The sequence below is a fragment of the Microbispora sp. H11081 genome (assembly GCF_012999535.1).
Taxonomy (GTDB): domain Bacteria; phylum Actinomycetota; class Actinomycetes; order Streptosporangiales; family Streptosporangiaceae; genus Microbispora.
This window is the reverse complement of record NZ_JABBWV010000005.1, coordinates 240,019-262,380: the sequence shown is the minus strand read 5'-3', so window position 1 is coordinate 262,380 and position 22,362 is coordinate 240,019. Positions and strand designations below refer to the sequence as shown.

General features: G+C 69.3%; 19 protein-coding genes, 1 tRNA gene and 1 pseudogene. 10 read left to right on the top strand and 11 right to left on the bottom strand.

All coding sequences use genetic code 11. The features are described 5' to 3' along the window. Positions 1 to 3: 3 nt before the first annotated feature. Together trxA and HHX31_RS16095 are read left to right on the top strand one after the other, a co-directional pair. A complete protein-coding gene (gene trxA, locus HHX31_RS16100) occupies positions 4 to 423 on the top strand; it encodes a thioredoxin (RefSeq protein WP_211589783.1) in 420 nt (139 codons plus the stop codon). Between the two features lie 220 nt (positions 424 to 643). Further along, positions 644 to 1,795, top strand: a complete 1,152-nt coding sequence (locus tag HHX31_RS16095; protein ID WP_169949082.1) for a glutathione-independent formaldehyde dehydrogenase — start codon at positions 644 to 646, stop codon at positions 1,793 to 1,795. A 76-nt stretch (positions 1,796 to 1,871) separates the two neighbouring features. Here HHX31_RS16095 and HHX31_RS34355 read toward each other — a convergent pair. The 10 genes and pseudogenes from HHX31_RS34355 to dnaA all read right to left on the bottom strand — a co-directional run. Further along, positions 1,872 to 2,474 (bottom strand): annotated as a pseudogene (locus HHX31_RS34355) (transposase); the annotation flags it as partial. 115 nt (positions 2,475 to 2,589) lie between these two features. Continuing rightward, positions 2,590 to 2,666 (bottom strand) — tRNA-Ile (locus tag HHX31_RS16080). Positions 2,667 to 2,835: 169 nt separating this feature from the next. Next, positions 2,836 to 3,546 carry a DUF3566 domain-containing protein gene (locus HHX31_RS16075; RefSeq protein WP_311931820.1) on the bottom strand — a complete coding sequence of 237 codons (711 nt, stop codon included), beginning with the start codon at positions 3,544 to 3,546 and terminating at the stop codon, positions 2,836 to 2,838. A gap of 196 nt (positions 3,547 to 3,742) precedes the next feature. Next, a complete protein-coding gene (gyrA, locus tag HHX31_RS16070) occupies positions 3,743 to 6,244 on the bottom strand; it encodes a DNA gyrase subunit A (RefSeq protein ID WP_169949079.1) in 2,502 nt (833 codons plus the stop codon). A gap of 28 nt (positions 6,245 to 6,272) precedes the next feature. Further along, positions 6,273 to 8,198, bottom strand: coding sequence for a DNA topoisomerase (ATP-hydrolyzing) subunit B (gene gyrB / locus HHX31_RS16065; protein ID WP_396711154.1), 1,926 nt, complete (start codon positions 8,196 to 8,198; stop codon positions 6,273 to 6,275). A gap of 371 nt (positions 8,199 to 8,569) precedes the next feature. Next, positions 8,570 to 9,103 (bottom strand): DciA family protein, encoded by a 534-nt coding sequence (locus HHX31_RS16060; RefSeq protein ID WP_311931819.1) that lies wholly within the window; start codon positions 9,101 to 9,103, stop codon positions 8,570 to 8,572. Further along, positions 9,093 to 10,280 carry a DNA replication/repair protein RecF gene (recF, locus tag HHX31_RS16055; RefSeq protein ID WP_169949077.1) on the bottom strand — a complete coding sequence of 396 codons (1,188 nt, stop codon included), beginning with the start codon at positions 10,278 to 10,280 and terminating at the stop codon, positions 9,093 to 9,095. Before recF ends, HHX31_RS16060 begins: the two co-directional genes overlap by 11 nt. Positions 10,281 to 10,364: 84 nt before the next feature. Continuing rightward, positions 10,365 to 11,309, bottom strand: a complete 945-nt coding sequence (gene gnd / locus HHX31_RS16050; RefSeq protein WP_169949076.1) for a phosphogluconate dehydrogenase (NAD(+)-dependent, decarboxylating) — start codon at positions 11,307 to 11,309, stop codon at positions 10,365 to 10,367. Between the two features lie 103 nt (positions 11,310 to 11,412). Then, positions 11,413 to 12,552: a DNA polymerase III subunit beta gene (gene dnaN / locus HHX31_RS16045; RefSeq protein WP_169949075.1), complete on the bottom strand. Its 1,140-nt coding sequence runs from the start codon at positions 12,550 to 12,552 to the stop codon at positions 11,413 to 11,415. Positions 12,553 to 13,076: 524 nt separating this feature from the next. Then, the gene (gene dnaA, locus HHX31_RS16040; protein WP_169949074.1) at positions 13,077 to 14,798 is read right to left on the bottom strand and encodes a chromosomal replication initiator protein DnaA; all 1,722 of its coding nucleotides are present in this window, start codon (positions 14,796 to 14,798) and stop codon (positions 13,077 to 13,079) included. A gap of 433 nt (positions 14,799 to 15,231) precedes the next feature. On the opposite strand from dnaA, the gene rpmH reads away from it, so the two are divergent. The 8 genes from rpmH to HHX31_RS16000 all read left to right on the top strand — a co-directional run bounded on the left by rpmH (position 15,232) and on the right by HHX31_RS16000 (position 20,726). Continuing rightward, complete coding sequence (rpmH, locus tag HHX31_RS16035; RefSeq protein WP_015772801.1) at positions 15,232 to 15,369, top strand: 50S ribosomal protein L34; 138 nt, start codon at positions 15,232 to 15,234, stop codon at positions 15,367 to 15,369. A gap of 63 nt (positions 15,370 to 15,432) precedes the next feature. Beyond that, a complete protein-coding gene (rnpA, locus tag HHX31_RS16030) occupies positions 15,433 to 15,810 on the top strand; it encodes a ribonuclease P protein component (protein ID WP_169949073.1) in 378 nt (125 codons plus the stop codon). Beyond that, positions 15,807 to 16,121: a membrane protein insertion efficiency factor YidD gene (gene yidD / locus HHX31_RS16025; protein ID WP_169949072.1), complete on the top strand. Its 315-nt coding sequence runs from the start codon at positions 15,807 to 15,809 to the stop codon at positions 16,119 to 16,121. Before rnpA ends, yidD begins: the two co-directional genes overlap by 4 nt. Before the next feature lie 4 nt (positions 16,122 to 16,125). Then, positions 16,126 to 17,076 (top strand): membrane protein insertase YidC, encoded by a 951-nt coding sequence (yidC, locus tag HHX31_RS16020; RefSeq protein WP_169949071.1) that lies wholly within the window; start codon positions 16,126 to 16,128, stop codon positions 17,074 to 17,076. A gap of 18 nt (positions 17,077 to 17,094) precedes the next feature. Continuing rightward, positions 17,095 to 17,589: a R3H domain-containing nucleic acid-binding protein gene (locus HHX31_RS16015; RefSeq protein WP_169949070.1), complete on the top strand. Its 495-nt coding sequence runs from the start codon at positions 17,095 to 17,097 to the stop codon at positions 17,587 to 17,589. 198 nt (positions 17,590 to 17,787) lie between these two features. Then, positions 17,788 to 18,468 carry a 16S rRNA (guanine(527)-N(7))-methyltransferase RsmG gene (gene rsmG / locus HHX31_RS16010; RefSeq protein ID WP_169949069.1) on the top strand — a complete coding sequence of 227 codons (681 nt, stop codon included), beginning with the start codon at positions 17,788 to 17,790 and terminating at the stop codon, positions 18,466 to 18,468. A gap of 319 nt (positions 18,469 to 18,787) precedes the next feature. Beyond that, positions 18,788 to 19,561: a ParA family protein gene (locus tag HHX31_RS16005; RefSeq protein ID WP_169949068.1), complete on the top strand. Its 774-nt coding sequence runs from the start codon at positions 18,788 to 18,790 to the stop codon at positions 19,559 to 19,561. 178 nt (positions 19,562 to 19,739) lie between these two features. Beyond that, a complete protein-coding gene (locus HHX31_RS16000; protein WP_169949067.1) occupies positions 19,740 to 20,726 on the top strand; it encodes a ParB/RepB/Spo0J family partition protein in 987 nt (328 codons plus the stop codon). Positions 20,727 to 21,245: 519 nt separating this feature from the next. Here HHX31_RS16000 and HHX31_RS15995 read toward each other — a convergent pair. Further along, positions 21,246 to 22,196 carry a D-alanine--D-alanine ligase gene (locus tag HHX31_RS15995; protein ID WP_169949066.1) on the bottom strand — a complete coding sequence of 317 codons (951 nt, stop codon included), beginning with the start codon at positions 22,194 to 22,196 and terminating at the stop codon, positions 21,246 to 21,248. Positions 22,197 to 22,362: the final 166 nt, after the last annotated feature.

Here is a 22,362-nt window from a genome sequence, read left to right as displayed (position 1 = left end):
CCGATGCCGCCGAAGGTCGTGGAGTCGAACGTCGTCCGGTGCCCGCACTGCGGCCGGAACAACCGCGTGCCCAAGACGGGGGCGGGAGCACCGCGCTGTGGCGAGTGCCGCGAGTCGCTGCCCTGGGTGGTGGACGCGGGGGACGAGGACTTCGCCGAGGTCGCCGAGGCGGCGCGGATACCGGTCGTCGTCGACTTCTGGGCGTCCTGGTGTGGGCCCTGCCGCATGGTGAGCCCGGTGCTCCAGCAGGTCGCCACCGAGTTGGCCGGGCGGATCAAGCTGGTGAAGGTGAACATCGACGAGGCGCCCGAGACGTCGCGGCGCTTCGACGTGCGAGCCGTTCCGACGCTCGTCGTCCTCCGGCTGGGGCGGGTCGTGGCCCAGCGGGCCGGTGCGTCGCCCGCGCCCGTGTTGCGGAAGTGAGTCGGCGATGCGCTGGCCGGATGAGCTCACCGAGGTCCACGGCGCGGGCCGGTTCCTGGGCGAGCTCAACGTGGGGAGGAAGGGGACTGGCGATGGCAGAAGTGATGGCGGTGCCGAGGTTCGAGCGGTTCTTCACGACGGCGGCGGGCCTCGACGTCGACCGAGCAGTGGGAACGTGTGATCCGCGTTTTCGAGCTGCTGCTCTAGAAGCGAGGACATCATGAAGGCAGTCGTATACGAGGGACCCCGGCAGGTCGGCGTCGAGAACGTGCCGGACGCGCGGATAGAGATGCCCACCGACGTCCTGGTCCGTGTCACCACGACCAACATCTGCGGGTCGGACCTGCACATGTACGAAGGCCGGACCGACCTGGAGCCGGGCCGTGTCCTCGGCCACGAGAACCTCGGCGAGGTGGTCGAGGTGGGGCCGGGAGTGGTACGCGTCCGCGTCGGCGACATGGTCTGCGTGCCGTTCAACGTCGCGTGCGGCTTCTGCGCCAACTGTGAGAGGGGCCTGACCGCCTTCTGCCTCACAACCAATCCGGAGCCGGGGGTGGATGGGGCCGCTTACGGCTTCGCGGACATGGGCCCGTACAACGGCGGCCAGGCCGAGCTGCTGCGCGTGCCGTTCGGCGACTTCAACTGTCTGGTCCTGCCTGAGGACGCGCGGGAGAGGCAGAGCGACTACGTCATGCTGGCCGACATCTGGCCCACCGGCTGGCACGCGACCCAGCTCGCCTGTGTGCAGGCCGGCGACTCGGTCGTGATCTACGGGGCGGGGCCGGTCGGCCTGATGGCCGCCTACTCCGCGACGTTCAAGAGCGCGGGCATGGTGATGGTCGTGGACCGCCACCCGGACCGGCTGGCCAAGGCCGAGGAAATTGGGGCGATCTCGATCGACGACTCCAAGACGTCGCCGGTCGACCAGGTCATGGAGCTCACGCACGGCAGGGGCGCCGACCGGGGTTGCGAGTGCGTGGGCTACCAGGCGCACGACCCCCAGGGGCACGAGCATCCCAACATGACGCTGAACAACCTCGTCAAGTCGGTGAGGTTCGCCGGGACGATCGGGGTCGTGGGCGTGTTCATCCCCACGGATCCCGGCAGCCCCGACGACCTCTACAAGCAGGGCGAGATCGCCTTCGACTACGGGATGTTCTGGTTCAAGGGCCAGACCATGGGCAACGGTCAGTGCAACGTCAAGAACTACAACCGGCAGCTCTGCACCCTCATCCACGAGGGTAAGGCCCGGCCGTCGTGGGTCGTCTCACACGAGCTGAATCTGGACGACGCGCCCGGCGGCTACGAGCACTTCGACCGGAGGGATCCCGGCTGGACCAAGGTCGTCCTGCATCCCGCCGGCTTCGGCTGACCCTCCCGTGGCGGCCGCGGGGACTGTACAAAAACAACGGGTCTGTCCCTTAATCGGTGGTGGCGCTGCGTGATCTTCAGTGCAGCAGGATGCGGTGGCGTAGGAGGTCGAACCCCGCTCGGCCGTGCATCTGCCGCAGGATTCTCTTCGTTCGCGTGTTGACGCCTTCGGTCCGGCCGTTGTGATGCGCCAGCGTGACGGCGCCGTTCACAGCTTCGCGGTCGAGTTCGAGGCCGTTGGCGAAGCCGTGCAGGTGGGGCAGGTTGGCGGCCCGGGCCTTGCTGAGCCAGGCGGTGAGCTTGGCGTCGTTACCCGCGGCCGGGGACAGCAGTTCGGCGAAGGAACGGATCAGGCGAGCGAGCTCGACCAGCTCAGGGCACGTGGCCACATGCACCTGCAGCACGCCTCAAGAGCAGTCGGCACCACGTCCTGCGAGAACGTCGATACGCTCGCCGGTTTCGGCGTCGGTGAGGATGGTGGCGTATCGGTGCCGGCGCTTGAGCGCGAAGTCATCGACCCCGAGCACGCGGGGGACCCTCGGTGGCGGCAGTGGCATGCGCATGAGCAGCCGCAGTGCCGTGGATCTCGAGATCGCGACGTCCAGTGCCTGTGACAGGCGAGCGCCCGCCCGGCCGGCGAGCTCTGTGACCACGGCTCCCAGTTGGCCGGTGAGCCTGTCGATGTGGATCGATGTCTGCTATCTGGTGCCGGGAGCCCGTGATGGCAAATCGATGGCAAACGATCAAAAGGCCAGCTCCCTGATCGCGGGAACTGGCCTCTGAGCTGGTACTTCGTGGTGGGGCTACCAGGACTTGAACCTGGGACCTCTTCCTTATCAGGGAAGCGCTCTAACCGACTGAGCTATAGCCCCGCACCGCGCAACGAAGGTTACCGCATCCCGTTTCCGGTGGCGAATCCGTCGTTCTGAACGAGGAAAAGCTTACCGTGCCCGGGCCGCTGGTCGTGCCATCGTGTGCGCTACCGCACGGCGGGCCGCTCGGTTGGGGCGGCCAGCCGTGCCGTGCCTTGCTGCGGCGAGGTCACTCGGCCTCGCTGAAGGTGACCTCGACACCACCTACGAGGTCAGCGGAGATGTTGTAGATCACCGCACCGAGAGTGGACAGCGCGGTGATGAGCACGACGTTCAGCGCGCCGAGCAGGGCCGCGTATCCGAGGATGCGGACCGGCTCGAACCAGCTGCCGATGTCGATGGTGCCGGCCCCGTTGCCGCCGGCGCCGCCACTGGTGGTGAGCTGCGTGACGGTCTCGGTGATCGAGGAGAACACGCCGAGCGCGGACAGCACGCCGTACAGCACGGCGACGGCCACGAACAGCACGACGAAGCACACCAGCGACACGACGAAGCTGAACTTCATCGCCGACCACGGCTCGATCCTGCGCAGGACCAGGTGGGCCTTGCGCGGCGGACGCAAACCGGACTTCTTGTCCTTCTTGTCCTTCTCCTTGGGGGCCTCGACGCGGTCCGCCGCGGGGCCGAAGCTCAGCCCGCGCACGGATCCGCCGTCCACCGAGGGGCGGCCGTTGTCCACAGGCGGGCGCCCGTTATCCACAGAGGGTGTGGACGTACCGAGGCCCGTGGGGCGGGGATACTGCGCGGTCGCCCCGCTGACGTCGGACCTGCCGTTCTCGGACGCACCGTCCTTGGCCGTCTGCCGCTTCCATGGCTGGTCGGCGGCCGAGGTCCTGATGCGCATGGTGTCGTCGGCCTTCGCCTTGTCGGCGCCGGTCACGTCATTTCCTTCGGAAGCCACCTTGGCGACGCTACCGTCATCCTGCGCCTGCGCGGTAACCCCGTTCGAGGACGACGCCGGGCGGGCGCCCGTCGTCGGTCTCTTGCCACCGGGTGTCCGCGGTCCGCCGGTATCACTCATGCCACACCCTCGTCCGACGCAGCACTGTGCGCGTCGAGTCGCTCGCTACGCTCGCTCATGCCTCGCCTCCTGCCCCGTTCTCCTCGGTCTCCAACGACTCGGCGTTGCGAGCGAGGGCCACAACGCTGTCACCCTCGGCCAGGTTCATCAGGCGGACGCCCATGGTCTGGCGGCCCGACTGCTTGATCTCGCCCGCGCTGGTACGGATCACCCCGCCGGCAGATGTGATCGCGAAGACCTCGTCCTCGGGACGCACCATGACGGCTCCGACCAGCTTGCCACGAGCACTGACGATCTTCGCTGTCAGCACGCCCTTGCCGCCCCGGCCCTGGACCGGGTACTGGTCGGCGGGTGTCCGCTTCGCATACCCACCCTCGGTCGCGATCAACACGTCGTCGCCGTCGCTCATGACGTTCATCGCGAGCAGTTCGTCGCCGTCCACGAACCGCATGCCGATCACACCGCTGGTGGCCCGGCCCATCGGGCGCAGCGCCTCGTCAGAGGCGGTGAACCTGATCGACTGGGCGTTCTTCGACACGAGCAGCAGGTCGTCTCCCTCGGAGACGAGACGCGCGGCGATCACCTCGTCATCATCGCGGAGGTTGATCGCGATCAGGCCACCGGAGCGCGGCGAATCGTACTCGGAGAGCCTGGTCTTCTTCACCGAGCCGCTGCGGGTCGCCAGCACCAGGTAGGGCGCCACGTTGTAGTCCCGCAGGTCGAGGATCTCCATCACGTGCTCGTCCGGCTGCATCGCGAGCAGGTTGGCCAGGTGCTGGCCGCGGGCGTCCCGTCCCGCGTCCGGCAGCTCGTACGCCTTGAAGCGGTAGACCCGGCCCTTGTTGGTGAAGGCCAGCAGCCAGTGGTGCGTCGTGGTGACGAAGAAGTGCTCCACGATGTCGTCCTGCCGGAGCTGCGCCCCCCTGACGCCCTTGCCGCCACGCCGCTGCGCGCGGTAGAGGTCGGTGCTCGTCCGCTTGGCGTAGCCACCGCGCGTGATCGTGACGACCACGTCCTCCTCGGCGATCAGGTCCTCGATGGACATGTCGCCCTCGTACGCGATGATCTCGGTCTTCCGCTCGTCGCCGTACTTGGCGACGATCTCCCCGAGCTCGTCCGACACGATCCGGCGCTGCCGCGGCTCTGAGGCCAGGATGTCCTGGTAGTCGGCGATCTGCGCCATCAGGCCGTCGTACTCGTCCTGGATCTGCTGCCGCTCCAGCGCGGCCAGCTTGCGCAGCTGCATGTCGAGGATGGCCTGCGCCTGGACCTGGTCGATGTCCAGCAGCGTCATCAGGCCGCCCTGCGCCTCCGACGCCGACGGCGACCGCCTGATCAGGGCGATGACGTCGTCGAGCCGGTCGAGCGCCTTGAGCAGACCGCGCAGGATGTGCGCCCGCTCCTCCGCCTTGCGCAGCAGGAACCGGGTCCGCCGGACCACGACCTCGATCTGGTGGGTGACGTAGTGGCGGACGAACTGGTCGAGCCGCAGCGTCCGCGGCACGCCGTCCACCAGCGCGATCATGTTCGCGCCGAACGTGGTCTGCAGCTGGGTGTGCTTGTAGAGGTTGTTCAGCACGACCTTGGCGACCGCGTCGCGCTTGAGCACGATCACCAGGCGCTGGCCGGTGCGCGACGACGTCTCGTCGCGGACGTCCGCGATCCCGGTGATCTTGCCGTCCCTGACCAGCTCGGCGATCGTGAGCGCGAGGTTGTCGGGGTTCACCTGGTACGGCAGGGCCGTGACGACCAGGCACTGCCGCCCCTTGGGGTCCTCCTCGACCTCGACGATGGCCCGCATGATGATCGAGCCGCGGCCGGTGCGGTAGGCGTCCTCGATGCCACGGCGGCCCACGATCAGCGCGCCGGTCGGGAAGTCGGGGCCCTTGACCCGCGCGAGCAGCCCGTCGAGCAGTTCCTCGTCGGTGGCCTCGGGGTTGTCGAGCGCCCACTTGACGCCCTCGCCCACCTCGCGGAGGTTGTGCGGCGGGATGTTCGTCGCCATGCCGACCGCGATGCCGGCGGATCCGTTGACCAGCAGGTTCGGGAACCGCGACGGAAGGACGATCGGCTCCTGCGACCGCCCGTCGTAGTTGGGCTGGAAGTCGACGGTCTCCTTGTCGATGTCCCGGAGCATCTCCATGGCGATCGGCGCGAGGCGGCACTCGGTGTACCGCATCGCGGCGGCCGGGTCGTTGCCCGGCGAGCCGAAGTTGCCCTGGCCGTCGACGAGCGGATAGCGCAGCGACCACGGCTGCGCGAGCCGTACGACGGTGTCGTAGATCGACGTGTCACCATGGGGGTGGTAGGAGCCCATGACGTCGCCGACGACGCGGGAGCACTTGAAGTAGCCGCGGTCGGGCCGGTAGCCGCCGTCGAACATCGCGTACAGCACGCGCCGGTGCACCGGCTTGAGGCCGTCGCGGACGTCGGGCAGCGCGCGGGACACGATGACGGACATCGCGTAGTCCATGTAGCTGCGCTGCATCTCGGCCTGGATGTCGACCGGCTCGATGCGATCGGCGGGGGGCCCAGGCGGCGTGTTCACTTCCGTCACGAAAAGTCCTTCTGGTCGGCCACGCTGCTCAGACGTCGAGGAACCGGACGTCGCGAGCGTTGGTGATGATGAAGTTCCTGCGGGCCTCGACGTCCTCGCCCATCAGCACGCTGAACAGGTCGTCGGCCTGGGCCGCGTCGTCGAGGGTCACCTGGCGCAGCACCCGGGTGTCGGGGTTCATCGTGGTGTCCCACAGCTGGGCGGCGTTCATCTCGCCCAGACCCTTGAACCGCTGCACACCGTCGTGCAGGCGCGGGTCACGCCGGCCGCGGGCGACACCGTCCTCGATGATCGCGTCCCGCTCCCGGTCGGAGTACGCGTACGACGCGTCCTCGCCCTTGCGGTCCCACTTGATCTTGTAGAGCGGCGGCTGGGACAGGTAGACGTGACCCGCCTCGATCAGCGGCCGCATGAAACGGAACAGCAGCGTCAGCAGCAGCGTGGTGATGTGCTGGCCGTCCACATCGGCGTCCGCCATCAGGATCAGCTTGTGGTAACGCAGCTTCGAGATGTCGAACTCGTCGTGCACGCCGGTGCCGAGGGCCGTGATGAGCGCCTGGACCTCGTTGTTCTTGAGGACCTTGTCGATCCTGGCCTTCTCGACGTTCAGGATCTTGCCGCGGAGCGGGAGGATCGCCTGGAACTTCGGGTCGCGGCCGCCCTTGGCGGAGCCGCCGGCCGAGTCGCCCTCGACGATGAACAATTCGCACTTCTCCGGCTCCGACCACTGGCAGTCGGCCAGCTTGCCGGGCAGGCCGCTGCCGCTCTCCAGCAGCGACTTGCGCCGGGTGAGGTCGCGGGCCTGCCGGGCCGCGATGCGGGCGCGGGACGCCTGGAGCGACTTGTTGATGATCTCCTTGGCCTCGCCCGGGTTGCGCTCGAACCAGTCGCGAAGGTGGTCGTTGCAGGCCTTCTGGACGAACGACTTCGCCTCGGTGTTGCCCAGTTTGGTCTTGGTCTGGCCCTCGAACTGCGGGTCGGCCAGCTTCACCGAGATGATCGCGGCGAGGCCCTCGCGGACGTCGTCACCGCTGAGGTTGTCGTCCTTGCCCTCCTTGAGGAACTTCTGCTCGCGCGCGTACCTGTTGACGATCGTGGTCAGCGCCGCGCGGAAGCCCTCCTCGTGGGTGCCGCCCTCGGCCGTGTTGATCGTGTTGGCGAACGTGTAGACCGACTCGCTGTAGGAGGCGTTCCACTGCATCGCGATCTCGACGGAGATGCCGTCGCCGTGCTCCTCGAAGTCGATCACAGAGTTGTGGATCGGCTCCTTCTTGGAGTTCAGGTGCCGAACGAAGTCGGACAAACCGCCCTCGTAGTAGTACGAGACGACCTTGGACTCGCCCTCGATGATGTGGTCGGGCCGCTCGTCCGTCAGCGTGATCCGCAGGCCCTTGTTGAGGAAGGCCATCTCCTGGAACCGGCGCGCCAGCGTCTCGAAGTTCCAGGCCGTGGTCTCGAAGATGTCCTGGTCGGGCCAGAAGCTGATCGTCGTGCCGTGCTCATCGGTCGGCTCGCCCTTCTCGAGCGGCGCCGTGGGCTTGGCCGTGACGTACTTCTGCCGCCACACGTGGCCGTCCGTGCGGACCTCGACCTCAAGGCGTGTGGACAGCGCGTTGACGACCGAGGCGCCCACGCCGTGCAGACCGCCGGAGACGGCGTACGACTTGCTGTCGAACTTGCCGCCCGCGTGCAGCACGGTGAAGACGACCTCGACGGCCGGCCTGCCCTCGGCGGCGACGATGCCCACGGGAATGCCGCGTCCGTGGTCCATCACGCGCACGCCGCCGTCGGCGAGCAGGGTGACCTCGATCAGGTCGTTGTAACCGGCCAGCGCCTCGTCGACCGCGTTGTCGACGATCTCATAGACCAGGTGGTGCAGTCCGCGCTCACCGGTGGAGCCGATGTACATGCCGGGGCGCTTGCGGACCGCTTCCAGCCCTTCGAGAACGGTGATAGAGCTAGCGTCGTAGGACAAGTGCGAAATCCTCCTGCCGCGGACACGCGGCGGGCCCCGTGGATTGGCTGCCCCTGCCGTGCCCGTCACCATCGTGAGTGCCCCGATGCGGCGCCCAGGGAAATCGGCCCATGGGGCCGGGGTGCCACAAACCGGACGTGTCCTTGAGTCCGTCTTCATTCTACCGGTCCGACCGACATCAGGTGGCATTCACGGGGGCTGTGATGCCCTGTCGCTTGACGATCATGTTTCTGAGCACCCCCCACCCGGAACGGGGGTCGGGGCCTCTGACGCGATTTTGGGCCGGTTCGGCTCATCACAGACCGCTTCGAGGCTCGTCACGGCCCTCGGGACGCGCCCGCCAACGCCGCTCAGCCGTACGTGTCGCCCGGCCCCCGGCTCCCGCGTACGCGCAGACCGCCTTCCTGGCGGGGCCCGGCGCCCGGGCCGTGGACCTTCACCCGGGTCACCGTGCCGTCGCCGAGCTCCTCGTTCAACCGTCTGACCAGGGTGGACGCGAGCAAACGCACCTGCGTCGCCCAGGCGGTGGAGTCGGCGGCGACCAGCACCTCGCCGTCCTCGAAGCTCTCCGGCCGCGTGTGGGCGGCCAGCTCAGGCCCGACGATCTCCGCCCAGCGGCCGAACACACCGCCCACGGCGACCGGCTGTTCCCATCCCCTCGCGGCGAGCAGGTCGCGGATCGCCCGCCCGAACGGCAGCGGGTCGCCCGCGTCCCGCCGCGCGCCGCCGGAGCCGGAGCGGCGGCGCGGCTCGGTCCGCGGGAGCTGCCCCCGCTTCAGCGCGTCGGCCTTCGCCTGGGCCAGCTTCTCCCGCGCCAGCGCGGCCCCTCGGGCGACCGATCCCCGCGGCGACTGTCCACCGCCTGTGGATATCTCATCGGACACGGGACGCTCTCCCTTCCGTGACGTCGAACCGGGCGCCGGTCAGCTCGGGCGGCACGTCGTCCGGCACCGCCGCCGTGACGAGCACCTGCTCGGCGGGGGCGACGATCTCGGTGAGACGCCTGCGCCGCTGGCCGTCCAGCTCGGCGAAGACGTCGTCGAGGATCAGCACGGGGTCGCCGCCGTCGGCTCTCAGCAGGTCATAGGCGGCCAGGCGCAGCGCGAGCGCGAACGACCACGACTCGCCGTGGCTGGCGTAGCCGCGGGCAGGCAGCTCGCCCAGCCGCAGCAGCAGGTCGTCGCGGTGCGGGCCGACGAGGGTCACGCCACGTTCGAGCTCCGCCTGGCGAGCCTCCGCGAGTCCCGCCCGCAGCTGCTCGGCCAGTAGTTCCCGGTTTGTCCCCAGGGTGGGGATATCTGTGGATAACCCCGACGGCCGGTACTCGATGTCGGCGAGCCCGGACGACGGAGCGAGCGTGGCGTACGCCTTCGCCACGAGCGGGCGCAGCGCGTCCACCAGGCCCAGCCGTGCCGCGAGCAACTCCGCGCCGTGCCGCACCAGGTGGGAGTCCCAGACCTCCAGCGTGCTCAGGACGTCACCGGCGCCCGCGGAGGCGAACGCCGCGTCGTCCTCCTGCCTGCGGCCGCCGCGCCGCCGTCCCGCCCGCGTCGCCGCGGCCGTACGGAGGAGGGCGTTGCGTTGCTTGAGCACGCGCTCGTAGTCGGCGCGTACGCCGGCGAACCTGGGGGCGCGGGCGACGAGCAGGTCGTCCATGAAACGGCGGCGCTCGGAGGGGTCGCCCTTCACCAGCGCCAGATCCTCGGGGGCGAACAGGACGGTCCGCAGGATGCCGAGCGCGTCGCGCGCGCGTGGGACGGGCGAGCGGTTCACCCTGGCGCGGTTGGCTCTGCCCGGGTTGATCTCCACCTCGATCAGCGCGCGCCGGTCGTCTCTCACCACCACCCCGCGCACGATCGCCCGCTGGGCGCCGTGCCGTACGAGCGGGGCGTCGGTGGCCACGCGGTGGCTGGAATGGGTGGCGAGATAGCCCACGGCCTCGACCAGGTTGGTCTTGCCCTGCCCGTTCGGCCCGACGAACGCCGTCGCCCCAGGTTCCAGCGAGAGTTCGACCTCCTGGTAGGACCGGAAGTCGGTGAGGGACAGGCTCGCCACGTGCACCCCCGCAAGGCTAGTGCCCCTCCCGCCGGGCGCGGGCACCATGCGCCGATTCGTCCACAGCCTGTGGAGAGCCGGCGCCGCGCGTCAGCCCTCGGCCTCCACAGGCGGGGTGACGTCGGCGCCGGGGGCGTCCGCGCCCTTTGCCTGCCCGCCCTCGGCGGAGGCGACCGCATGCCCGCCGAACTGGTTGCGCAGCGCCGCGACCATCTTCATCGCGGGGGAGTCGGCCTGGCGTGAGGCGAAACGGGCGTACAGCGCGGCCGTGATGGCCGGCAGGGGCACGGCGTGGTCCACGGCGGCCTGGACCGTCCAGCGGCCCTCCCCGGAGTCCTCCGCGTAGCCCCTGAGCTCGGCGAGGTCGGGGTCCTCCTCCAGCGCCCGCACCAGCAGGTCGAGCAGCCAGGACTGGATGACCGTGCCGTGCCGCCAGCTCCGGAACGTCTCGGGGACGTTGCTGACGACGTCGCTGGCCTCCAGCAGCTCCCAGCCCTCGGCGAAGGCCTGCATCATGCCGTACTCGATGCCGTTGTGGACCATCTTCGCGAAGTGGCCGGCACCGACGCGGCCCGCGTGCACGAAGCCGTCCTCGCCCTCGGGCTTGAGCGTGTCGAAGATCGGCATGAGCCGCCGTACGTGCTCGTCCTCGCCGCCCACCATCAGCGCGTAGCCGTTCTGCAGGCCCCACACGCCGCCGCTGACGCCCACGTCGACGAAGCCGATGCCGTGGGCGCCGAGGTCGGCCGCGTGCCGCTGGTCGTCCAGGTAGTGCGAATTGCCGCCGTCGATGACGACGTCGCCCTCCGACAGCAGGTCGCGCAACTGCTCGACCGTGCTCCGCGTCGGCGCGCCCGCGGGGACCATGACCCAGACCGCGCGCGGCGCGGCGAGGCTGTCCACAAGCTCCTTCAGGCTGCCGACGTCGCTGACCGAGGGGTCGCGGTCGTAGCCCACGACCTCATGGCCGCCGCGCCGCAGTCGCTCGGCCATGTTCCCGCCCATTTTGCCGAGCCCGATCATGCCGATCCGCATCCGCGCCACCCCTCAGCGTCTCCGTCGTCCCCCGGGCACGCGTACCCGAGCATCGGGGGTCCATGCCCGCAGAGATCGTACGCCCGGGAGGCCCGGGGCCGGGTCAGCTGGACAGGCGGATGGGCATGATGAGGTAGCGGTAGTCCTCGCTCCCGGCGTCGTCCACAGGCTTGCCCCCGGTGAGGATGGCGGGCTTGGTCGGCGTGGTGAACTGGAGCCGCGCGACGTCGGAGTCGATCGCCCCCAGGCCCTCCAGCAGGAACTGGTGGTTGAAGGCGATATTGATCTCGTCGCCGTCGAAGTCGACCGGCAGCGCCTCCACGGCCTGCGCCTCGTCGCCGCTGCCCGCCTCCAGGACGACCTCTCCGCCCCGGAAGGCCAGCCGTACGGGGGTGTTGCGCTCGGCGACGAGAGCGACGCGCTTGACGGCCTCCACGAACGAGGCTGTGGACAGGTCCGCGCGCGCGGAGAACTCCGTGGGCAGCAGCGAACGGTACTTGGGGAACTCGGGGTCGAGCAGCCGGGTCGTCGTCCGCCGTCCTGAGCTGGAGAACCCGATCATGCCCTCGCCCGTGCCGCCGGCGGAGCTGAGCGCGATCTCGACCTCCGCGCCCGTGCCGCCCAGCGCCTTGGCGGTGTCGGCCAGCGTGCGGCCGGGGATCATCGCCACGGCCTGGAGGCCGGGCTGCTCGGGCTGCCACTTCAGCTCGCGTACGGCGAGGCGGTAGCGGTCGGTGGCGGCGAGGGTCACGGTGTCGCCCTCGATCTCCATCCGTACGCCGGTGAGCATGGGAAGCGTGTCGTCCTTGCCCGCGGCGACGGCGACCTGGCCGACGGCGGAGGCGAACACGTCGCTGCCGACCCGTCCGGCGGCCGGGGGCATGGCTGGCAGGGAGGGGTAGTCCTCCACAGGCATGGTGAGAAGTGTGAACCGGGCGCTGCCACAGGTGACGACGGCCTTGGCGCCGTCCACAAGCAGCTCGACCGGCTGTGCGGGAAGAGCGCGGGTGATCTCGGCGAGGAGCTTGCCGGAGACGAGGACCACGCCCGGCTCTCCGGTCTGCAGGTCGAGGGTCACCTCGGCGGAGACCTCGTAGTCGAAGCCGGACAGCTTCAGCCGCTGGTCGTCGGTCACCTCGAGCCGCATGCCCGCGAGCACCGGCACCGACGGCCGGGCCGGAAGGCTCCGTGCCGTCCACGCCACGGCCTCGGCGAGCACGTCGCGATCGATCCGGAACATCACGTGGACCAGCCTCCTGGGTGTCGCTGCTTCGTCAAGTCTTCACTCTCCCGCACCTGTGTGCCTCCAGAACCCCTTCTATGGTTCTTGAGTTCTTTAGAGGGAGAGAGACACGTAGTCTCATTAGGCAGTGTGGATATGTGGATGTCGAGCATTTTCGCAGCTCACGGAGCCTGCTTCATCCACTGCGGGTGTGGGGGACAGGTGGACGGACCCCCTGTGGATTGTGGGTGGTCCCGCTGTCCCCACACCCGCTCCCCAGGCGGAGGGCCCTCTGTCCACGAGTAATCCACCATGTTTCCACCGGTTGTCCACGGGGTAAATGGGACAGCCGAGTCCCGTGTGGCGAGTACGCACAGGGCGTCCCCAGCTCGTCCACGGGTGTTCCCCAAGTGATCCCCAGCTTTTCCCCAAAGCTGTCCCCAAGCGCGGACGGCGTGTTGGCGGGCCGGGAAGGGTGGGGGTAACGCACGGAGCCGCCGCCGAGGGCGGCATTTTTGATCCACAGAGTTATCCACAGCTGTGTACTAAGCGTTGCGTGCGCGCTGCTTGATCCGCGTCGTCAGCTCGTTGACCTGGTTGTACATCGAGCGCCGCTCGGCCATGAGCGACCGGATCTTACGCTCCGCGTGCATCACGGTGGTGTGGTCGCGTCCGCCGAACTGCTGGCCGATCTTCGGCAGGGACAGGTCGGTGAGCTCGCGGGCCAGATACATGGCGATCTGCCGGGCGGTGACGAGGGCCCGCGACCGTGAGCTTCCACACAGGTCGTCGAGTGTGACGCCGAAGTACTCGGCGGTCGTGGACATGATGAGGGAGATGGTGATCTCCGGGCTCGCGTCCTCGCTGATGAGGTCCTTGAGCACGATCTCGGCGAGCTGGATGTCCACAGACTGCCGGTTGAGGCTGGCGAACGCGGTGACCCGGATCAGCGCGCCCTCCAGCTCGCGGATGTTGGTCGCGATGCGGCTGGCGATGTACTCCAGCACGTCGGGCGGCGCGGCCAGGCCCTCCTGGATCGCCTTCTTGCGCAGGATCGCGATGCGCGTCTCCAGCTCGGGCGGCTGGACGTCGGTGATCAGGCCCCACTCGAACCTGTTGCGCAGCCGGTCCTCCAGCGTCACGAGTTGCTTGGGCGCCCGGTCGCTGGAGATGACGATCTGCTTGCTGGCGTTGTGGAGGGTGTTGAAGGTGTGGAAGAACTCCTCCTGCGTCTGCTCCTTGCCCTCGAGGAACTGGATGTCGTCGACGAGGAGGATGTCCACGGCGCGGAAACGGGAGCGGAACCCGTCGGCCTTGTGGTCGCGGATGGAGTTGATGAAGTCGTTGGTGAACTCCTCGGAGCTCACGTAGCGCACCCGGGCGCCGTCGTACAGGCTCTGCGCGTAGTGGCCGATCGCGTGCAGCAGGTGGGTCTTGCCCAGCCCGGAGTCGCCGTAGATGAACAGCGGGTTGTACGCCTTGGCGGGGGCCTCGGCGACCGCGACGGCGGCGGCGTGCGCGAAGCGGTTGCTGGCGCCGATGACGAAGGTCTCGAAGGTGTACTTGGCGTTCAGCCGGGCCGGCTCGCCCGAGGTGCGGCCGCCGCGGGCGTCCCAGCGGTTCTGCCCGGCGCCGGGCGGCCCGGATACGGGCCCGGGGACCGGCTCGGGCTTGGGCGGCGGGGGCGGCTCGGGGGAGTAGCCGCCGGGCCGCTGCTGCGGATCCTGCGGCGACATGTGCTGCGGCGACATGTGCTGCGGCGACATGTGCTGCGGCGACATGTGCTGCGGCGACATGTGCTGCGGCGACATGTGCTGCGGGGGCTGTGGATACTGCTGGCCCTGTGGATAGTGCTGTCCGTGGGGCTCGGCCTCGCGCCGGATCGGCCCGTCCTCACCTAAGGGGAAGCGCGGAGCCGGCGAACCAGCCTGTGGATAACCTGTGGACTGCGTTTGTGGACGATGGTCGCCCGGCTGAGCGGGGGCGGCGTCGGCGGGAGCGGACATCCCGGCGCCGGGATCCACCATCACGGCGATCCGCACGGGCCGGCCGAGCTCCTGCGACAACGCGTGCACGATCAGCGGGCGCAGCCGCACCTCGATGACCTCTTTGGCGAAGTCGTTGGGGGCGGCCAGGAGGATCGTGTCGTTGATGAGGCCGGAGGGCTGCGTCATCTGCAGGAACGCGCGCTGCTGCCCCGAGACGCCCTCGTCGAGCAGGGTCCTGAGCGCCCGAGCCCATACAGCGTTGAGATCGACGCCTTCCATGGCTCGGCCCCTCCTCCCGTTGCGCGGCCCCGCTCGCCCGCCGCGATCCGTGTCGTGTCAGTTCGGTACGCCTCGCGGCACCGGCCCTCGTCCGGATGCCATCCACATATGATCCACATGATGTGCACAGCCCGCGCGTTCTCCCCTGGCGCGTTCACGCTGGTGGGGGGAAGAGCCGGACGGCCGACAGTAGCGGTGTGCGCAACCTGCGTTCAAGACGTTGTCCACAGCCTAATGGGCCGTAGTCGATCGCCGTACGCGCTTGGTGGCACGGGTGCCGGTTTGACCTGACGTACGGTGGACCCGTAACGTGTCCCGGTCGGCTAATCACGCGACGGCTATTTCGCATGCCCGCGCATCTGACGAGCCGTGACCATGGAATGTACCGCGCCCGCGGAACGCCGCGGACGTACCTGAAGCCTGGAGCCCACCCGTGAGCAAGCGTACTTACCAGCCGAACAACCGTCGCCGCGCGAAGACCCACGGCTTCCGGCTGCGCATGCGCACCCGGGCCGGCCGCGCCATCCTGGCCGCGCGCCGCCGCAAGGGCCGCGCCGAGCTGACGGTCTGACAACCAGACGCCGTCCGCCCGTGCCAGCGGAGCGGGCGGCCAGATGTCGATCGAGGAAACCCGGTGCTGCCGTCCGCGTCCCGCATGCGGCGGGGTGACGAGTTCGCCGACGCGATTCGCCGTGGGCGGCGCGCCGGGCGTCCCATGCTGGTCGCACATCTGAACCTGCGCGACGCCGACGAGCCACCGCTGGTCGGCTTCGTCGTGAGCAAGGCGGTCGGTGGCGCCGTGGTGCGGAACCAGGTCAGACGCAGGTTGAGACACCTCGTGCGGAACCGCCTGCCGATGCTGCCGAGAGGTAGCCTTCTGGTGGTACGCGCCAATCCACCGGCTGCGTCCGCGCGCAGCGAGCACCTGGCCGCCGAACTCGACGTCGCGCTGAGTCGTTTACTCCGGCGGCGCGGGTCCGACTCTCGGACCCCGACGGATGGACGGTCATGACAGCGCAGCAACCGACCCCGGCAGTGCTGCCCGGGGAGGCCGACCGGCCCGCGACCGGGCCGGTCGCTCGCGTGCTGCTCGCGCTCATAAAGTTCTACCGCGCCTTCATCAGCCCGATCCTGGGGCCGAGGTGCCGGTTCGAACCGTCCTGCAGCGCCTACGGAGCGGAAGCCGTCGCCGTCCACGGAGCGGCCCGCGGGGTCTGGCTGACCATCCGCCGCATCGGGCGCTGCCACCCGTTCCATCCTGGAGGTTTCGACCCGGTGCCCCCACGCCGAGTCCGGTCTCACGACGAAACGCAAGGGAGCTAGCTCGGTGGAGCTGCCATTCCTGAACTGGCTGTATACGGCGGTGGCCTGGGTAATCACCCACATCCACTCCGGTTACAGCACATTCATCCCCGCCAGCAGCGGTCTCAACTGGGCGCTGACCATCATCACGCTGACCGTGCTGATGCGTCTGTTGATCTTCCCGCTCTTCATGAAGCAGATGCGCTCGTCGCGCAAGATGCAGGAGCTCGCACCCAAGGTCCAGGACCTGCGCAAGAAGTACAAGAACGACAAGCAGCGCATGAACCAGGAGGTCATGCGGCTGTACCAGGAGGCCGGCGCCAACCCGCTCGGGGGCTGCCTCCCGATCGTCGCGCAGTTCCCGATCTTCATTTCGATGTTCACCGTGCTGCGGGCCATCGCCGAGGACCGGGCCGTGTTCGGGATGACGAAGGAGCTCGTGGAGAGCGCCCGTGAGGCGCACGTCTTCGGAGCCCCGCTGCCGGCCACCTTCTTCACGAGCGCCGCGGACATCGAGAAGTTCGGGGCCGACCCGGTGATCACGAAGATCGTGCTCGCGCTCTTCGTGGCGGTCAGTTCGCTCACCACGTTCCTCACCGTCCGGCAGAGCGTGACGCGCTCGATGGCGCAGATGCCGGACAACCCCATGGCGCAGCAGCAGAAGATCCTCATGTACATCTCGCCGCTGTTCGCCGTCTTCAGCCTGAACTTCCAGCTCGGCCTGATCCTCTACTGGGTGACCACCAACCTGTGGACCCTCGGTCAGCAGCACTGGTTCTACAGCCGCCACCCCATGCCGGTCGTGGACGAGAAGGGCAACATCACCACTCCCCAGCCGACGAACGGCATCTTCACCAGGCTGGTAGGGAAGCCCAAGGCGCCGGAGCAGCCCGAGGCGGCACCCGCCCCCAAGATCGTCCGTCAGCAGCCCACGCGCCAGCCTCGCAGCAAGCGCAGCGGCAGCAAGAAGTCGTAGGAGAAGGAGAGTCCGGACGTGACCGAAGCTGAGGAGACCCTCAAGCCTGCTCCCGACATCGAAGCCCTCGAACAGGAGGGCGAGATCGCTGCGGACTACCTTGAGGGCCTGCTCGACATCGCCGACCTCGACGGCGATATCGACATGGACGTCGAAGGAGACCGCGCGGTGGTCTCGATCGTGGGCATCAAGGGCGACGAGCTCGTCGGCCCCGGGGGAGAGGTGCTGGAGGCGCTGCAGGAGCTGACGCGCCTGGCCGTGCACCGCCAGACGGGGGAGCGTTCGCGGCTCATGCTCGACGTCGGCGGCTATCGGGAACGGCGCCGCGCGGAGCTCACCAAGGTGGGCGCCTCGGCGGCCGACGACGTCAAGCGCACCGGCGAGCCGAAGGCGCTCAAGCCGATGACGCCCTTCGAGCGCAAGATCGTGCACGACGCGGTGGCCGCGGCCGGCCTGCGCAGCGAGTCCGAGGGCGAGGAGCCCCGCCGCTTCGTGGTGGTCCTGCCGGCCTGACCGCCTGCACAGTTCCGACGCGAGGAAGCCGCCGGTCCCACATCCGGGACCGGCGGCTTTTCCGTCCTGTACGTGCCCCAGTTCCCATCCCTTTTCGCCGGATCCGCGCGGCCCGCGGACGCCGGATGTACGGCTGGCCGTCGCCGAGGGGGTGAGGACGGTTACCCTTGGCCCAGAGCGTTCATGGATGAGTGAGTGATGACGGAGAGCAACGAGCTGCCCGAGGCGCCCCCGGTGGCGCGCGAAATCTTCACCGGCGAGGCGTTGGAGCGGGCCCGGGTGTTCGCCGAGTTGCTCGCGGGGCCGGGTGTGGTGCGAGGACTCCTTGGGCCGCGTGAGGTGTCCCGCATCTGGGACCGGCATCTGCTGAACTGCGCGGTCGTCGAGGAGGCGGTCCCACCGGACTCGACCCTCGTCGACATCGGCTCGGGCGCGGGCCTGCCCGGCCTTGTGCTCGCGATCGTCCGCCCCGACGTGACCGTCACCCTGCTGGAGCCGCTTCTGCGTCGCACGGTGTTCCTGTCCGAGTGCGTGGAGGCGCTCAAGCTCGACAACGTGGAGGTGCTGCGCGGGCGGGCGGAGGAGCTGGCCCGTAAGCGCGTCTTCGACGTGGCGACGGCCCGCGCCGTCGCCCCGCTCGACCGGCTGCTGGCGTGGTCGATGCCGCTGCTGCGTGAGGGCGGAGAGCTGCTCGCGATGAAGGGCGAGCGCGCGCAGGAGGAGCTGGACGCCGCCCGCCCGCAACTCAAGACCTTCGGGGTGCGGGACGTCGAGCTGGTCACGGTGGGGCGGGGTAGGGTCGAGCCGCCCGCGACCCTCGTTCGCGTCGTCGCCGGACGGTCACCGCGGACGGACACGCGGAGGCAACGAAAGAGGTGAACCGGTGGCGGACGCCGGATCGGGCGGTATGACAGCGGGCCTGGGTTGGCCGGAGACCCGGCTCCCCCTACGCTGGGAGATCGCGACAGCAGGCCGGTCCTCCGGGGTGGGCTGGCCTCGTCCCTCTGCTTCGCCGGTCGAAAGGACGACGACCGTGTCCCAGACCCCCCTTAACCCTGGCGATTCGCCGCTGGTACGAGAGGCACTGAGTTCTGTGGTTTCACGTGAAACAGCCGCATCCCCGCAGGCGGCTGCGCCTTCCGTTGGTTACTCGACGCGCGACGAGGGTGCCTGGCCCCGGCCTTCCCGGTGCCGCGTGATGACGGTCGCCAACCAGAAGGGCGGCGTGGGCAAGACCACCACAGCCGTCAACCTGGCGGCCGCGCTGTCCATGCACGATCAGCGTGTCCTCGTGGTCGACCTCGACCCGCAGGGGAACGCGTCTACCGCGCTGGCGACGGAGCACCGGTCGGGCATGCCGTCGGTCTACCAGGTCCTCGTGGACGACATGCCGCTGTCGCAGATCGTGAAGCCGGTCCCCGACATGCCGAACCTGTACTGCGCTCCCGCCACCCTCGACCTCGCGGGTGCGGAGATCGAGCTGGTTCCCATGGTCGGGCGGGAGACCCGGCTGCGCCGGGCGCTGGCCTCGTTCGACGCGATGGAGTTCGACTACATCCTCATCGACTGTCCGCCGTCCCTGGGCCTGCTGACCGTGAACGCCATGGCGACGGCCCAGGAAGTGCTGATCCCCATCCAGTGCGAGTATTACGCGCTGGAGGGGCTCACCCAGCTCATGCAGAACGTCGAGTTGGTGCGCGCACACCTCAACCAGACGCTGTCGGTCTCGACCATCCTGCTCACCATGTACGACGGCCGGACCCGCCTCGCCTCCCAGGTGGCCGAGGAGGTGCGGTCGCACTTCGGCGACACGGTGCTCGACTCCGTCATCCCCAGGAGCGTCCGGGTCTCCGAGGCGCCCAGCTATGGCCAGTCGGTCATGACGTACGACCCCGGATCGAGCGGGGCGCTGGCGTACATGGGCGCGGCCCGCGAGATCGCCTATCGTGCGGCGGCCCTCGCCGGCGCCTGACGAAGCCCGCTCCGCTCCACCCCGGCGGCGCACGGGGAACGGTTTTGTGCACAGGTCGACGCGTGTGGACTCATGGAGGCGCCGTCACAGCGGTACTCTCTCCTGGTGTGTGCGTGCCGGTGCCCAGTGACCCCGAGTCGCTGGGCACCGCCTTCTGTGCGGGTATGAGGGAGCAACGTTGAGCCAGCAGCGTCGGGGACTGGGCAAGGGTCTTGGGGCTCTGATCCCCACAGCACCGATCGTCGATCCTGCGTCCATGGCGAGCGCTTCGCCTCTCGGTCCACCGTCTGCCACGCTGGGGACGGACATCGCGGGCCTGCGCCCCGTGGAAGGCGCCTACTTCCAGGAGATCGAGGTCGACTCCGTCTCCCCGAACCCGCGGCAGCCGCGTGAGGTCTTCGACGAGGACCGCCTCGACGAGCTCGCGGCCTCCATCAAGGAGGTCGGCCTGCTGCAGCCGATCGTCGTCCGCGCGGTGGAGGGCGGTCGCTTCGAGCTGATCATGGGGGAGCGGAGGTGGCGCGCCTCGCAGATCGCGGGGCTGGACCGCATCCCCGCGATCGTCCGGAGCACCCAGGACGACGAGATGCTCCGTGAGGCGCTCATCGAGAACCTCCAGCGGGAGCAGTTGAACGCGCTGGAGGAGGCCGCGGCCTACCAGCAGCTCCTGGATGACTTCGGGGCCACCCACGAGGTGCTCGCCAGGAAGGTCGGGCGGTCTCGCTCGCACATCAGCAACACCCTGCGGCTGCTGAACCTCCCTCCCGAGGTGCAGCGCCGGCTGGCCGCCGGCATCATCAGCGCCGGGCACGCGCGGGCGCTGCTCACGCTGAACGATCCCGCCGCGCAGGAACGGCTGGCCGGCCGGATCGTGGCCGAAGGGCTCTCCGTGCGGACCGTCGAGGAGATCGTGGCGCTGGGAGAGGCGACTGCGGGGCCCGCTCCGCGTAAGCCCCGGGCCAAGAAGCCGACCGCTCCGGCGCTGCGCGACCTGGCGGACCGTCTCTCCGACCACTTCGAGACCAAGGTGAAGGTCGACCTCGGCAGCCGGAAGGGCCGCATCGTCGTCGAGTTCTCCACGATCGACGACCTTGAGCGGATCATCGACTCGATGGCACCGGAGGCCGCCAACGCGATGCGCAGCAGGGGTATCACGGCCGACTAGTGGGGTGTCCACGAGCGTCGACCGGGTCGGTCGCTGCGCCGGAAGGAAACTCCGGTCCTCGCGAAGCCCGCTCCGCTGGGCCTTCGCTGCGGTCCGCGCTCCCTTCCGCTCCGCTCCCTCCACCCCCCTGAATGTCGGTGCACAGCGCACCAGCGGGCGCCGTCCACCGGTGCTGTCGGCCGTGAGGAACGGCGCGGGCATCGCGAGGGCTGCGGAGGCTCCCCATGGCGCGGAGACCACGCACCGAGGACATTCGGCGCCGCCCACGGGTCAGTGGTTTCACGTGAAACATGCTGCCGATGGGTGTCCAGGCATGCAGCGCCTCGTGGCGCAATGCGCAGTCGTGCTGAGTTCTGTGGTTCCGATCGGCTCATGGACGGCTATTGCCCGCTGTGGAGTCCGAGGGCTTACGCACGAGCGGCCGGGCGTTAGGGTGATGGGCCGCCTAGCCCAAAATTGCCACCCCTCCAGGCCGAGATGAGCGCCTGGAGGGGTGTTTCACGTGAAACAGCAGCGGGATCAGCCCCGGGTGGCCGCGAGTTCCAGGAGTCCCTTGCACAGGGTGCCGAGATCACGGCCCGCCGCCTCCGCCGCCATCGGCAGCAGAGAGGTCTCCGTCATCCCGGGCGCCACGTTGACTTCCAGGAAGTACGGCTTGCCGGAGCTGTCGACGATGAGGTCGGTGCGGGAGAGGTCCCGCAGGCCGAGGGCGGCGTGCGCGGCGACCGCCATCCCGGCGCAGGCCTCGGCGACCTCGGGGGAGAGCCGGGCAGGCGCGAAGAACTCGGTTTGGCCGGCCGTGTATCGGGCCGCGTAGTCGTACACGCCCCGGTCGGGCACGATCTCCACCGGAGTGAGGGCGACCGGTCCGTCGCCGAGATCCACCACGGAGACCGCGACCTCCACGCCCTGGACGTACCGCTCGATGAGCGCGGTGTCGCCGTAGGCGAAGCAGCCGACCATCGCGGCGGGCAGTTCCTCCGCCGTGCGAACAATGGACGCGCCCAGCGCGGAGCCGCCACGGGAGGGCTTGACGAACAGCGGCAGGCCGAGCCGGTCGATGATGCGGGCGAGCACGGCCGTGGCGCCGAGGTCGTGGAACGTCTCCTTGGGCAGCGCGACGGAGTCGGGCGTGTTCAGCCCCCAGGAGCGGACGACGGCCTTCGCCGTGGGCTTGTCGAAGGAGATCCGGCAGGCGTCCGGCGTCGCCCCGACGTACGGCACGTCGAGCAGTTCCAGCACCGACCGGATGGCGCCGTCCTCCCCGGCGCCGCCGTGCAGGGTGACGAACACCGCGTCCGGCGGGTCCGCCAGCACGGCGGGCACGAGGGTGGCGTCGGCGTCGCGTGTCTCGACGTCCACGCCGACCGCCCGCAGCACCTCCGCGACGCGGCGTCCGGACCGGATGGAGACCTCACGCTCGTAGGAGAGCCCTCCCGCGAGGACGAGCACGTGGCCCAGATCGCTCATCGCGCATCACCGCCCATGCGGACGGCGGCGGCGCCGGTCCGCGCCTCCCGACACGGACGCACGGGGGGCGATCCTTGGGTCATCGTTCGCTCGCTCACGAAGAGGGCCTTTCTCGCCTCGAGGAGTCAGTATGGCCAGCCTGAACAGGCTAGTGCCCCGCCCGAGC